The following is a 12,458-nucleotide window of genomic DNA, read 5'->3' on the forward strand; positions in this document are numbered from 1 at the left end:
TTTCCTCTTTGTCCGGCGGCAGTAAATAGTGGTTGGAACAAGGTGGGGCGCCCTTGCCAGCGGCAGGGCGCCCCACCTGACACGGTCCTACGATTCGAAAGCTGTCGGCAGGTACTGGTCGACGTTCTCGCTGGTGACAACAGGGGCGTTCAGAACGATGCGCTTCGGGACTTCCACTTCCACAAGATCGCTCATGGCCTTTTTCTGTGAGATCAGGCGAGCGAGGCGGACTCCGTCCGCGGCCTGGGTCGAGGGGTAGATGACGGTGGCTTTCAGGACGCTCTCACCGGACTGGATCTCACGCATGGCGTTGGCAGAGCCGGCACCACCGACCATAAAGAAGTCCTTGCGGCCGGCGTTGTCGATGGCCGCGAGGACGCCTACGCCCTGGTCGTCGTCGTGGTTCCACAGCGCATCGATCTTCGGAGCGGCAGAAAGGAGCTGGGACGTGGCCGCTTCTCCGCCCTGGACGGTGAAGTCAGCTGCAACGCGGTTGTCCACATTGAGGCCGCAGGTTTCCAGCGAATCCTTAAAGCCCTTGCTTCGGTCCTGCGTCAGCGGCAACGAGTCGATGCCGGCGATCTCTGCGACCACTGCATCCTTCTTGTCTTTGAGCTGCTCACAGACGTAGGTGCCGGCGCTGACCCCCATGCCGTAGTTGTCGCCCAGGATAGTGGCGCGAGCCGCCGCGGGGCTTGAGAATTCGCGGTCAACGTTGATGACGGGAATGCCGGCTTCCATGGCCTGGGTGGCAACCGGTGTGAGGGCAGCGCCGTCGGTGGGAAGCAGCACGATGGCGTCCACGCGGTCGTTGATGAACTGCTCTACCTGGCTGATCTGCAGGTTGGCATCGTTGGTTCCTTCAGCCACCCGCAAGTCGATGTCGCCGTACTTCTTCGCCTCGGCGATAGCGGCGGAGTTGATGGCGCCCAGCCAGCCGTGGTCTGCAGCGGGGCCGGAGAAGCCGATGACAACCTTGTCACCCTGGGCCTCATTGCCTTCCACCGATGCATTGGTGGGCTGGGTGTTGGTACCGCCCCCGCCTTCTGTACACCCGGTAACAAGGGCGCCGACAGCAAGAAAGGCAGCGGTGGTGACGAGCAACTTCCGGCCCGTACGAACTGCAAGCATGTGTATCTCCTCAATGAGTTAAGTGCGTCTTCGCGTGGTGCAGCATGCTCTTTTGATGCCCGCTACTTTGCGTGACTGCCCTCACAATAACAGAAGATTGTAGGAAATCGACGACTTTATACCGATCGCCGACATAATGTGTTAGGTTCATCGCATGTTCGAAGAAGATCAGCCACGGCCGTTGCTCGAAGTTCGGGGACTCACCAAGCGCTTTGCTGGCGTCCAGGCGCTGAAAGGCGTCGATCTGCAGGTACTTCCGGGGGAAGTCCACTGCGTTATGGGCCAGAACGGAGCGGGCAAATCCACCCTTATCAAGACGCTCTCGGGCGTCCATCAGCCTGACAGTGGAGAGATCCGCTGGGAGGGCAAGGAGATTTCCCTCCCCCGCCCCACTGCAGCGCTCGACCTGGGCATTGCGACCATGTACCAGGAGCTCGACGTCGTCGATGGGCTTTCCGTTGCCGAGAACATCTTTCTTGGCCACGAACGTGCCACCGGCGGCGTCCTCCACGTGAAGAAGGCGAACGCCATTGCGCGTACCCTCCTGAAACGGCTGGGACACGGCAGCCTCTCGCCGTCCACTGAAGTAGGCACGTTGTCCGCCGCCAACAAACAGATTGTCAGCATGGCGCGGGCCCTGTCCCGGGATACAAAGCTGATCATCATGGATGAGCCCAGCGCAATCCTTGACTCCGGTGAGGTCTCCAACCTGTTCCGCGTGGTTCGCGAACTCACCGCCCAAGGCATCGCCGTCGTCTACATTTCGCACCGGCTCGAAGAGATCCGGCAGATCGGCGACCGCATCTCAGTGATCAAGGACGGGCGCAGCACTGCAAACGGCCTCAGCGTCAAGGATACGCCCAAGTCGGAACTGATCCGCCTGATGACAGGCAGGGACGTCGCGAACGTATTTCCGGAGCGGAAGCCCATCCCTGCGGATGCCCCCGTGGTGCTCGATGTGGACAACCTTGAGCTTTCCGGGCACTTCGAGAAGGTCAGCTTCACGGTCCGAGCCGGCGAGACCCTCGGTTTCGCCGGACTGGTGGGATCGAAGCGCTCCGAGATCCTTGAGACCATTTATGGTGCCAGGAAGTCCTCGTCGGGCCGCGTCTCAGTGAACGGCAAGGTCCTCAGGCCGGGATCGGTCACGTCGGCCGTCAACGCCGGAATCGGCCTTTCACCGGAGGAACGCAAAAGCCAGGGGCTCATCCTGGACGAGCCCGTGTTCAAGAACGTCACTCTTTCAACCTTTGAGCGGTTCGCCCGGGCCGGGCACCTGAACGAAGAAGCCGAGCGTGACGCCGCACGCGAGCAGATCGCCGCACTGGAGCTTCGACCGGCGGATCCCGACCGGCCCGCACGGACCCTTTCGGGCGGTAATCAGCAAAAGATCCTCCTCGCCCGCTGGCTGGTGCACGGAACGCCGGTACTCCTGCTGGATGAACCCACGCGCGGCGTGGACGTCGGTGCACGGTCCGAGATTTACGCACTCATCCGCAGACTCGCGGCCGCCGGAACGGCGATGATCGTCGTCTCCAGCGAAATCGAAGAAGTCCTGGGCCTCGCCGACAACGTGCTCGTTATCGACGATGGCAAGGTCCTCACCCAAACCAATGCAAGCGATCTAGACGAGCACGGAGTGCTCGACCTCGTTATGAAGGGAAGTGCCGCGTGAGCGAGCAGAATACCAAGGTGGCTGAACCGCGTATCGACGCGCCGGCTGACCACAGCACCACCAAGGCCAACCCCCTGCGGAACTTTCTGAGCGGTTCCACGGGCCGGAGCCTGGGACTGGTCATCGCGCTCGCGCTGCTCGTCGTAGTGGGTGGAGTCACCAGTGGGGACCGGTTCCTCAACCTCGAGAACATGCTCACCATCCTCCGGCTCGCCTCGATCATCGGGGTGATCAGCATCGGCATCACCTTCGTTATCACCGCAGGCGGCATTGACCTCTCCGTCGGATCGGTCATGGGCCTGACCTCGGTCGTCGCCACCCTGGCCAGCGTCCAATTGGCCGCCACGCAGTCGTCGTGGCTCCTGATCGTAGTGGTGGCGCTCGGGGTGGGCCTCGTTGCCGGCCTGATCAACGGACTCGTGATCGCGTACGGCAACGTCGTCGCCTTTATGGCCACCCTGGCCATGTTGGTGGGCGCCCGCGGCCTTGCCGAGCTCATTTCCGGCCGCAGCACCCAGATCGTCAGCAACCGGGACTTCCTGAGGGTCATGCGCTCTGACTTTCTGGGCATTCCGATCCTGATCTGGATCTTCGTCATCGTCGCAATAGCAGGATGGTTCCTCCTGAACCGCACCACCTTCGGCCGGCGCACCATCGCCATCGGCGGAAACCTTGAGGCGTCCCGCCTGGCAGGCATCAAGGTCAAGCGCCACCTCGTCTCCCTCTACGTCCTGGCCGGCCTCGCCGCCGGCATCGCCGGCATCATGATGCTCGGCCGCACCACCGCGGGAACCTCAACGCATGGCCTCCTCTACGAACTTGACGCGATTGCCGCCGTCGTTGTCGGCGGCACGCTGCTCATCGGCGGGCGCGGCACCATCATGGGCACCGTCCTGGGCGTGCTGATCTTTGCGACGCTGACCAACGTCTTTACCCAGAACAACCTCGACACCTCCGTCCAGTCGCTCGCCAAGGGCCTGATCATTGTCGTCGCAGTTCTCCTGCAGCAGCGCTTCGCCACCCGGAGTCCGCGCAAGATCAAAAGCTAGGTCGCCGGAGGGCGGGCACAGGGCGCTCCCGGCAATCCCGCGGAGCCAGGACCAGAAGCGAAGGGCAGCGCAATGAACTTCCTGAACGTGGACAACCGCCTGAACGGCAACGCGGACCTTGAGCTGGTCGAAGATGCGCTTCAGCGCTTCTTCGCCGACGCGAAGCTGCGCGCTGTCTCCGTCAACGCAACCTATCTCGGCCTCTGGGAAGCACTCGAAAGAGCAACCGCGGGCGGCAAACGCTCCCGCCCGCGGTTGGTCATGCTGGCTTACCGCCAACTGGGCGGCACTGATTTCTCCAGCGCCGCGGAACTCGCGGCCTCGTACGAACTCCTGCACAGTGCGCTCATTATCCATGACGACGTCATTGACCGTGATTTCGTCCGGCGAGGCATTCCCAATGTGTCCGGCCACTACCGAAGCAGGGCACTGCGTGCCGGTGAGCCGTCTGCGTCGGCAGACCACGCCGGGGTTTCGGCCGGGCTCCTTGCCGGGGACCTGGCCCTGTCCAGCGCCTACCGGCTGTTGAGGCCCATAGAAGCGCCGGCCGCGGTCCGCCAGCGGCTGAACAGCATCCTCGACGATGCGATTTTCTCTTCCGTCGGCGGCGAAGTCCTGGACATCGAGTTCAGCCGGACCCCGGCAATGCCTTCCCTCGAGGACATCACCAAGACGGCACACCAAAAGACTTCCGTTTACTCGTTCGAGGCGCCCCTGCAGGCCGGCGCCGTGCTGGCAGCGGCTCCGGAACCCGTTGTGGCGGCGCTGACTGGCTTTGGGCGTTACGCAGGCATCGCCTATCAGATCGCCGATGACGTCCTGGGCGTTTTCGGCAAGGAAAGCCGCACCGGGAAAAGCACGTGGGGAGACCTCCGGGAAGGCAAGCGGACGGCCCTGCTCTCCTTTGCAGCTACCCGTACGGAATGGAGCAGGATCGCATCACTCATCGGATCGCAGGACATGACGGCCGCAGACGCGGGGCAGGTCCGGTCGTTGCTGGTGTCCTGCGGTGCGAAGGACTATGCCGTACAGCTTGCCACCGAAAATGCCCACCTCGCAGTGATGCACCTGGAGGCGGACGGAGTGCCCGATGCCGTACGCAGGAGCCTTGAACACATGCTGTTCTCTGCCATTTCCACCGTGGGGTCACACTAGCCGCGCTGGGATGGCTCCCTCCTCGCAGATACCGCCCGCCCTGCCGTTACTATGAGAGAACAAATCCGGCACCGAGGCTATCTGCCAGGAAGGACCTGATCCGGAGTGGAAGGCAAGACGTCGGCCGTTGTCGAGGTGCCCTGCCTTTGCCGTTTGGTTCCACTTTGGATTGCTGGAGACGCGCCCGGACAAGTTGACGCGGAATGACTTCGCCAATGCACGATGAGCGCGTGCGACGCACCGTTGCCGGGACCAACCTCGGGAACAACCGCGATTCCACCCGGCAGCACAATCTTTCCACCGTGCTGGGCCTGGTGCACTCCATGGCCGGTGTTTCCCGGGCACAACTGACCCGGGCCACCGGACTCAACCGCTCAACTATCGCGGCGCTCGTGGGTGAACTCGTCCACCTCGGGCTGGTGGTGGAGAGTGACCTCGACCAGGCACAACAGCATGGCCGCCCCAGCATCATGATTGAACCGAGTCCCGGCGCGCTGGCACTGTCGGTGAACCCGGATATCGATGTGGTCAGCGTCGCGCTTGTTGGGCTGGGCGGGCACATCGTGAACCCTGTCCGCTTCCATACCGTCCGGGCGCCGTCGGTAGCGGAGGTGGTAAACATCGTGACGGCGATTTACACGGGGATGCGGACCTCGCTACCCGCCCGGCACCGGATCATGGGCGTGGGGCTGGCCATTCCAGGGCTGGTGGATCCTGTTGATGGCACCGTCATCGAAGCCCCGCATCTTGGCTGGCGCGACCAACGTCTCGCAGCACTCCTCAGTGAGGCCTTGAAACTGCCGGTCACGGCAGCAAATGATGCCGTCGCCGGTGCGCGTGCGCAGGCCACCTTCGGGGCGGGCCGCGACGTTCGGGACCTTGTCTACCTTTACGGCGGAGCGAGCGGCATAGGCGGAGGTGTCATCAGCGGAGGGCGACTTATCCGAGGAGCCACGGGATTCGCCGGACAACTTGGGCACACTCACGTGCGCTCAGGCGGGACCGCATGCACCTGCGGGTCCTACGGCTGCCTTGAAGCCGAGGTCACGCGTGAAGAGCTGATTGCCGCAGTCGGGCTGCCGGCCGGGGAAAGGGAGAACCTCGAAGAGGCCGTGCTGGAGAAGCTGCAGGACGAGGCCGCGTCCCAGGAGCTGCGGGAGATCATCGACCGGCAGATTGCGCTGCTGGCTATCGGACTGAAGAGCGTGGTCAACCTGCTGAATCCGTCCCTGATCGTGCTGGGCGGTTTCCTGCGCATTCTCGTTCGCGCCGCACCGGACGCCCTCGGCGAAGCGCTGCGCACACCGGGAACACGGGGGCCGCGGGAGAGCGTCGCCATCGAGTTGGCTCCCCTGGGGGAAGATTCCATCCTGGTTGGTGCCGCGGAGCTCGCCTTCGAACCCCTCATCCGGGATCCCGCCGGTTTCCTTCGCCCCCAGGATGACGACGCCGGTGCGAGGGTTCCGTCCGCGTAAATTCTCCGCGGCAGGCCACCAAAAAAGCGGATCCTGTTCCAGCTTTCGGCTGGGACAGGATCCGCTTCGTGTTATGGGCCGGTGGGCCTTATCGTGCAGCCACTGGTACTCCGCGGAGCATCAGTTGGCTACGGCAAGTACTACCTCAGCGGTTCCGGTCAGCGGAGCAGATGCGGCGTCGCCGGCGTCGGTGTAGCTGGCGCTGAAGACGGCTGAAAGGTCATCTACGGCCGGGTCATGGCCCTCGGGAACGGTAGTGGTGAGGGTGCCCGTGCAGCCCGCCGTCGTGGTCTGCGGGTGTCCGTGCGTGTGGTGGCCGAGGATGTAGGTCACCTGGACAAGTGAGCAGTCAACCGGCTGGTCGTCCGTAACGCGGACCTCGTAGCTGACAGTGTCGCCAAAGCGGAACTCCTGGCCTGCGACGGGGCTGATGAACTCGATGACCGGTGCCTGGTTGCCGACCTCAATTGCCACCTCTGCAGAGGAGTGGCGCCCACGGTGCTTGCCGCCCTGGTCCGTGACCTTCAGGCTCGCAGTATAGGTTCCGATTTCCTCATAGGTCCAGGTGGGGTTTGCTTCCTCAGAGTCCACGACTCCGTCGGAGTTGAAGTCCCACTCATAGCGGATCTTGTCGCCGTCGGCGTCGGCGGTGCCTTCGCTCGAGAACTTCACTGTCAGCGGTGCAGCACCCGCCGTCGGTGTTCCAGCGGCTACCGCCACCGGGCTGTGGTTGCCGCCTGCGCCGATGTAGTCGATGCGGGACAGCTGTGCGTCCGGGTTCTCGCCGAAGTAGCCGTCACCGTATTCAAGGACGTAGAGAGCGCCATTCGGACCGAACTCCATGTCGATGGGGTTGTCGACCACGAGGGAGTCAACGACGTTCTCGATTGAGGCGAGCTCACCGTTCTCCGTCGTCATGCCCTTGATGTAGTCGCGCGTCCACTCGTACAGGAAGGACTTGCCGTCGTAGTAGGACGGCCAGGCAACAGGGGACTTTCCCTTGGTGGCCTTCTCGTTGAACACATATTCAGGGCCGGCCATAGGACCGATTCCGCCGGTCTCGAGCTCGGGGAACTCGGCCGAGGCGCCGTAGGAGTACCAGACCTCCGGCTGGGCTACGGGGGGCAGCTCCCGGAGGCCGGTGTTATTGGGTGATTCATTCACCGGAGCAGCACAGTTGAATGCCTTACCGGAGGTGCCGGTGGCGAAGTCGTAGTCGACGTACGGCAGTTCAGCGGTGGCGCAGTAGGGCCAACCGTAGTTGGACGGCTCAGTGATTGCTGCCCATTTGCCGGTACCTGCAGGGCCGCGGGAGGGATTGGCACTACGCGCGTCGGGCGAGTAGTCAGCGACGAATAGTTCGCCGGTCCTCTGGCTGAGTTCGATGCGGAAGGGGTTCCGGAGGCCCATCACGTAGATTTCAGGCCGGGTCTTGGGGGTGCCGGGCTGGAACAGGTTGCCTTCCGGGATGGTGTAGCCGCCGCCGTCCTTGGGCGTGATCCGCAGGACCTTGCCGCGCAGGTCATTGGTGTTCGCGGAGGTCCGCTGCGCATCCAGGGCGGGGTTGCTGGTGGGGCGCTCGTCGATCGGGGTGTAGCCGCCCGACTGGAACGGGTTGGTGTCGTCTCCGGTGGAGAGGTAAAGGTTGCCCTCGGCGTCAAAGACGATGTCACCGCCGACATGGCAGCAGATGCCGCGGTCGACTGGCACTTCGATGATCTCCTGCTCGCTGGCGAGGTCGATGGAGGAACCGTTGAACTGGAAACGTGAAAGCACCAGGGAGCCCTTGAACTTATCGAAGTCCGCGGCTGCGCCGGTGAAGGGCGCGTCACCCTCATTCACGCCGGTGGTTGCGGGATCATCCACCGGGGTGTCCTGCGGGGGCGAGTAGTACAGATAAACCCAGTTGTTGCCCTTGGTCCCGAACTTGGGATCAAGGGCAACGCTCTGCAGGCCTTCTTCGTCATGCTCGTAGACGTCCAGGGTTGCGGCCAGCGTGTTGAGGCCGGTCTCCGCGTCGTTGAGCCAGACTTCTCCGCCGCGGGTTGTGTGCAGGACGTCGTTGTTGGGCAGAACGGCCAGGTCAACAGGCTCGCCCGGGCCGTCGTTGAGCGTTACCTTCTGGAAATTGGCGTCGGGCGGAGCTACGTCGGGAGCGCCGCCCTGCTGGGCCTGCGCCGGTCCTACTGCGAAGGAGGTGGCCATCAGGGCAGCCATGGCCAAGCCGGCACCAGCCCGGGCGGTGCGTCTTTTTGTAAAACCAAAGGCATCGGCGCGATGCCCGGAAGCTTCCGCTATCCCGTGTCGATTAACAGTCATCGTTCACTTTCTTCTCGTCATTGAGGACCCGGACCAGCCGGACTCAGGTCACTTAGAACGCTAGTTGAGCCGAACCAGATTGCCTAGTGGTTTCAGAAAACAAAATTGCGCAAATCTTGAGCCGTTCGCATATTTTCGGACACGTTAAAGCGCAACAGCAGCTTACGGTGCCTGCCGCCACTTTGTTGTTTCGAGCTCGAAACCTTAGCTACTGATCCCCTGCGTCTGGAGAACCAGCTCCTTCACCGCAGCCGCGGGCACCTGCCGGCCACTGTTCAGGAGCACCTCTATAGAGGATGGAATCCGGTCTTCCGAGCCAATGATGAGGGGCGTGCCGGCTGCGGAATCCGGGAGCCGTCCGTGAGTGCCCCGCACGTGCGTCGGATCCAGTGGCACGGTACTCATGGCGTACCGCAGGCCCAGCTTCTTCTTCACCAGATTGAGCCCTGCTTTTGCCTTCGCCAGCCTGTCCGCCGGGTTGAAGAAGAGCTCGGCGGGATCGTAGCCCGGTTTCCGGTGGATATCGACGCCGCGTGCATACTCGGGTGCACGGTCGTCGTCGAGCCAGAAGTAATAGGTGAACCAGGCGCGGGGCTCCGCTACGGCAACCAGCTCCCCGGACCTTTCATGATCGAGTCCGTACCGGGCCTGCGCTTCCCGGTCCAGGACCTCGTCCACGCCGTCGGTCCCGCGAAGAACCGCAGCCACCCGCTCCACGTCCGCCGGGTCGGAGACGTAGACGTGTGCAACCTGGTGGTCGGCTACGGCAAACGCCCGCGACGTCCACGGATCGAGTTGCTCCCGGCCATCCTGCACATAGACCTCCAGCAGGCCTTCCCTGCGCAGGACGCGGTTGATGTCCACCGGTGTGCTTGCTTCTTCGATCCCATATTCGGCCACGGCAATCACCGCGTAGCCGCGCGCCTCGGCTTCATCCAGCAGCGGCGCCAGGGTGCGGTCGAGGTCCGAAGCGGCACGCGAAGCCTGCGGTGAATCGGGCCCGAACCGCTGCAGGTCGTAGTCCAGGTGCGGCAGATAGGCCATCAGCAGGTTCGGTGACTGGTTCCGCATGATGTGCCGTGTGGAGTTGACAATCCACTCACTCGACTGGATTGTCGCCGTCGGGCCCCAGTACTGGAAGAGCGGGAAGTCACCGTAGCCGGCCACCAGTTCGTCGTGAAGTTCCGCGGGCCGGACGTAGGCATCGGGGGATTTGCGGCCGTCCGCATGATAGATGGGCCTTGGGGTCACGGTAAGGTCGGTGGACATTCCCATGGCGTACCACCAGCAGATATTGCCCGCGCTGTACCCGGGATGCTGCCGACGGGCCGCTTCCCAGATGTTCTCGCCGCTGACAAGCCTGTTGTGCTGGCGCCACAGGTAAACATCGCCGAGCTCCCGGAAGTACCAGCCGTTGCCCACGATTCCGTGCTGCGCGGGCGCCAGGCCCGTCAGCATGGTGGACTGAACGGTGCACGTTACCGCGGGCAGGACCGTGGCCAGTTCGGATGACCATCCCTGTGCAGCAAGCCGCGACAGGCGGGGCATCTGGCCCAGGGCCTTGGCAGTCAGGCCAACGACGTTCAGCAGCAGTACTGGTTTCACGGTTTTTCCTTGTTTGGGGGTGTCATTGGCGTCCGCGTCAGGAGCTTTGAACAGCGGGTGCGGCAGCAAACAGATTCGACTGCGCCCACTGAATCTCCGCTGCAATCCCGTCGGTGATGCCCACCGAGGCACCGGGCAGCACGCTCCAGGTATAGGTCTCGATATCGAGGTGGACCTCTGGCGCGTAGGGCAACCGGCGGACTTCGGTGACGGTCCGGCTCAGCACGTCCACGGTGGTCTCCAGAGGGGCGGAGGGGACGTGATGGAGGGGGATATGGAAGTGAACCCGCCACGCGCTTTCCCCTGGCAGCTCAGTGAGGGCTTCACCGAGATCGTCTGCAGCAACAACGCCTGCCGGCTGGGACTCCCGTACCTGGTGCAGGTATCGGGGTTCAACGAAGGCAGCCAGGGCCTCCCGCGCTGCCGGGTCGGATGGATCCGTGACGTGCAGGGCTGCTGACGCCTGTACCTTAACTATCCGCAAACCAGCGGCATCAATTTCCTGGACAGCGCCCGCCGGGTCCGCGAACGAAACGGCAAGGTGGCAGGTATCCACGCACAAGCCTACGAACTCGGGATCCACGCCGCGTTCAATGCGGGGACGCAGCCAGCCGACCACGTCGGACACGGTGTCGAGCACGCACCCAGGTTCGGGTTCGACGGCGACGCGGACGGTCTTTCCCGTACGTTCCCGCAGGTCACGCAACCGGGAGCTCAGCTCGGCAAAGGCGGAGGTGGCGTCGTCGTCGTCGGCCTGTGTCCATGGCTCACGCCAGGCAAGGGGCAGGGTGGAGATTGACCCGGTTGTGCCCTCCGGCAGGAGGGCTGCCAGCACCTCGGCGCAGTCCAGCGTGTACTCCAAGCGGGCACGCTCGGCCCACGTCGGCTTGTAGACGTCGAGCTTGACTACCTCATTGTGGAAGCCGCCGTAGGGGAAGGCATTGATGGTGTGCAGCTGCAGCCCTTCAGCCTGGAGGACGTCGCGGAGCGCGGCGCGGTCCTCTGTGTTGTGGGCCAGCTGACGGGCCAGTCCGGCGGGCAACCACAGTCCCACGCCGAGGGTTTCCAGCCCGACGGTGCGGCGGATGGGACCGGCGTATTCGCGGAGCTGCCGGATGACGCCGTCGAGATCCTCGGCGGGGTGGACGTTGGTGCAGTATGAAAGGAGCATCAGACCCTGGCCCCCCGCAGGACGGAGTTGCCCTCGAAACCCGCTGCCGCATCAGGCAGCCCAGCCGCATCGAATCCGGGGATCGGATCAAGGATGAGCTGGCCGCTCTGGCCGTAGAACTCGACTGGGTTGCCCCAAAGCACCTGGTCGACGTCGTCGGCCGTGAAGCCGGCCGCGAGCATCGCGTTGGCGGTGCTGACGGTTTTCAGGGGGTCCGACCTGCCCCAGTCAGCCGCGGAGTTGACCAGCACCCTTTCAGTTCCGTACCTGCTGAGGATCGCGACCATCCGCTGCTCATCCATTTTGGTGTCCGGGTAGATGGAAAACCCCATCCACGCGCCGGCGTCTTTCACCATCTCGACATTCGTTTCATTGAGGTGGTCGACAACCACCATGCCCGGGGCTACGCCTGACTCGCGGACGACGTCGAGCGTCCTTTGGGTGCCCGCGAGCTTTTCCCTGTGCGGAGTGTGCACCATGGCCGGCAACGAATATTCGAGCGCGAGTTGCAGCTGGCGGCTGAAGGCCTCGTCCTCAGCGGGAGTCATGGAGTCATAACCGATTTCACCGATGGCCACCACACCTTCCTTCATCAGGTACCGGGGAATCTCCTCCAGTACGGGGACGCACCGCGGATCGTTTGCCTCCTTGGGGTTGAGGGCGATCGTTGCGTGATGCCGGATGCCGAACTGGGCGGCGCGGAACCGTTCCCAGCCGAGCAGTGAGTCGAAGTAGTCAATGAAGGAGCCCACGTTGGTGCGCGGCTGGCCCATCCAGAACGCGGGTTCCACGAGGGCACGCACGCCGTTGGCGTAGAGGGCCTCGTAATCGTTGGTGGTCCGGCTGGTCATGTGGATGTGCGGGTCGAAAATACGCAT

At 63.5% G+C, this 12,458-nt stretch carries 9 protein-coding genes; 4 read left to right on the forward strand and 5 right to left on the reverse strand.

Annotation, left to right across the window (positions count from 1 at the left end; genetic code table 11):
• Window positions 1–87 precede the first annotated feature (87 nt).
• Complete coding sequence (locus tag QFZ70_RS00515) at window positions 88–1,131, reverse strand: substrate-binding domain-containing protein (RefSeq protein ID WP_307093583.1); 1,044 nt, start codon at window positions 1,129–1,131, stop codon at window positions 88–90.
• 154 nt (window positions 1,132–1,285) lie between these two features.
• On the opposite strand from QFZ70_RS00515, the gene QFZ70_RS00520 reads away from it, so the two are divergent.
• From QFZ70_RS00520 to QFZ70_RS00535, 4 genes are all read left to right on the forward strand, one after another.
• Window positions 1,286–2,806, forward strand: coding sequence for a sugar ABC transporter ATP-binding protein (locus QFZ70_RS00520; RefSeq protein ID WP_307093584.1), 1,521 nt, complete (start codon window positions 1,286–1,288; stop codon window positions 2,804–2,806).
• Window positions 2,803–3,855 (forward strand): ABC transporter permease, encoded by a 1,053-nt coding sequence (locus QFZ70_RS00525; protein ID WP_373461499.1) that lies wholly within the window; start codon window positions 2,803–2,805, stop codon window positions 3,853–3,855. Before QFZ70_RS00520 ends, QFZ70_RS00525 begins: the two co-directional genes overlap by 4 nt.
• A 72-nt stretch (window positions 3,856–3,927) precedes the next feature.
• On the forward strand, window positions 3,928–5,010 hold the full coding sequence (locus QFZ70_RS00530) for a polyprenyl synthetase family protein (protein ID WP_307093585.1): 1,083 nt from the start codon (window positions 3,928–3,930) through the stop codon (window positions 5,008–5,010).
• A 230-nt stretch (window positions 5,011–5,240) separates the two neighbouring features.
• Window positions 5,241–6,485: an ROK family protein gene (locus QFZ70_RS00535; protein ID WP_307093586.1), complete on the forward strand. Its 1,245-nt coding sequence runs from the start codon at window positions 5,241–5,243 to the stop codon at window positions 6,483–6,485.
• Window positions 6,486–6,605: 120 nt separating this feature from the next.
• Here the strand turns inward: QFZ70_RS00535 and QFZ70_RS00540 are convergent, their stop codons facing one another.
• The 4 genes from QFZ70_RS00540 to QFZ70_RS00555 all read right to left on the reverse strand — a co-directional run bounded on the left by QFZ70_RS00540 (window position 6,606) and on the right by QFZ70_RS00555 (window position 12,458).
• The gene (locus QFZ70_RS00540) at window positions 6,606–8,804 is read right to left on the reverse strand and encodes a PQQ-dependent sugar dehydrogenase (protein WP_307093587.1); all 2,199 of its coding nucleotides are present in this window, start codon (window positions 8,802–8,804) and stop codon (window positions 6,606–6,608) included.
• A 204-nt stretch (window positions 8,805–9,008) separates the two neighbouring features.
• Window positions 9,009–10,409 (reverse strand): alkaline phosphatase family protein, encoded by a 1,401-nt coding sequence (locus tag QFZ70_RS00545; protein ID WP_307093588.1) that lies wholly within the window; start codon window positions 10,407–10,409, stop codon window positions 9,009–9,011.
• A 37-nt stretch (window positions 10,410–10,446) separates the two neighbouring features.
• A complete protein-coding gene (eboE, locus tag QFZ70_RS00550) occupies window positions 10,447–11,580 on the reverse strand; it encodes a metabolite traffic protein EboE (protein ID WP_307093589.1) in 1,134 nt (377 codons plus the stop codon).
• Window positions 11,580–12,458 (reverse strand): TatD family hydrolase, encoded by an 879-nt coding sequence (locus QFZ70_RS00555; protein ID WP_307093590.1) that lies wholly within the window; start codon window positions 12,456–12,458, stop codon window positions 11,580–11,582. The genes eboE and QFZ70_RS00555 overlap by 1 nt, the downstream gene beginning before the upstream one ends.

The organism is Arthrobacter sp. V1I9 (assembly GCF_030817075.1).
Taxonomy (GTDB): domain Bacteria; phylum Actinomycetota; class Actinomycetes; order Actinomycetales; family Micrococcaceae; genus Arthrobacter.

Coding starts and splice junctions, on each gene's coding strand:
- QFZ70_RS00515 (WP_307093583.1), bottom strand. CDS start 1,131: ATGCTTGCAGTTCGTACGGGCCGGAAGTTGCTCGTCACCACCGCTGCC.
- QFZ70_RS00520 (WP_307093584.1), top strand. CDS start 1,286: ATGTTCGAAGAAGATCAGCCACGGCCGTTGCTCGAAGTTCGGGGACTC.
- QFZ70_RS00530 (WP_307093585.1), top strand. CDS start 3,928: ATGAACTTCCTGAACGTGGACAACCGCCTGAACGGCAACGCGGACCTT.
- QFZ70_RS00540 (WP_307093587.1), bottom strand. CDS start 8,804: ATGACTGTTAATCGACACGGGATAGCGGAAGCTTCCGGGCATCGCGCC.
- eboE (WP_307093589.1), bottom strand. CDS start 11,580: ATGCTCCTTTCATACTGCACCAACGTCCACCCCGCCGAGGATCTCGAC.
- QFZ70_RS00555 (WP_307093590.1), bottom strand. CDS start 12,458: ATGCGTATTTTCGACCCGCACATCCACATGACCAGCCGGACCACCAAC.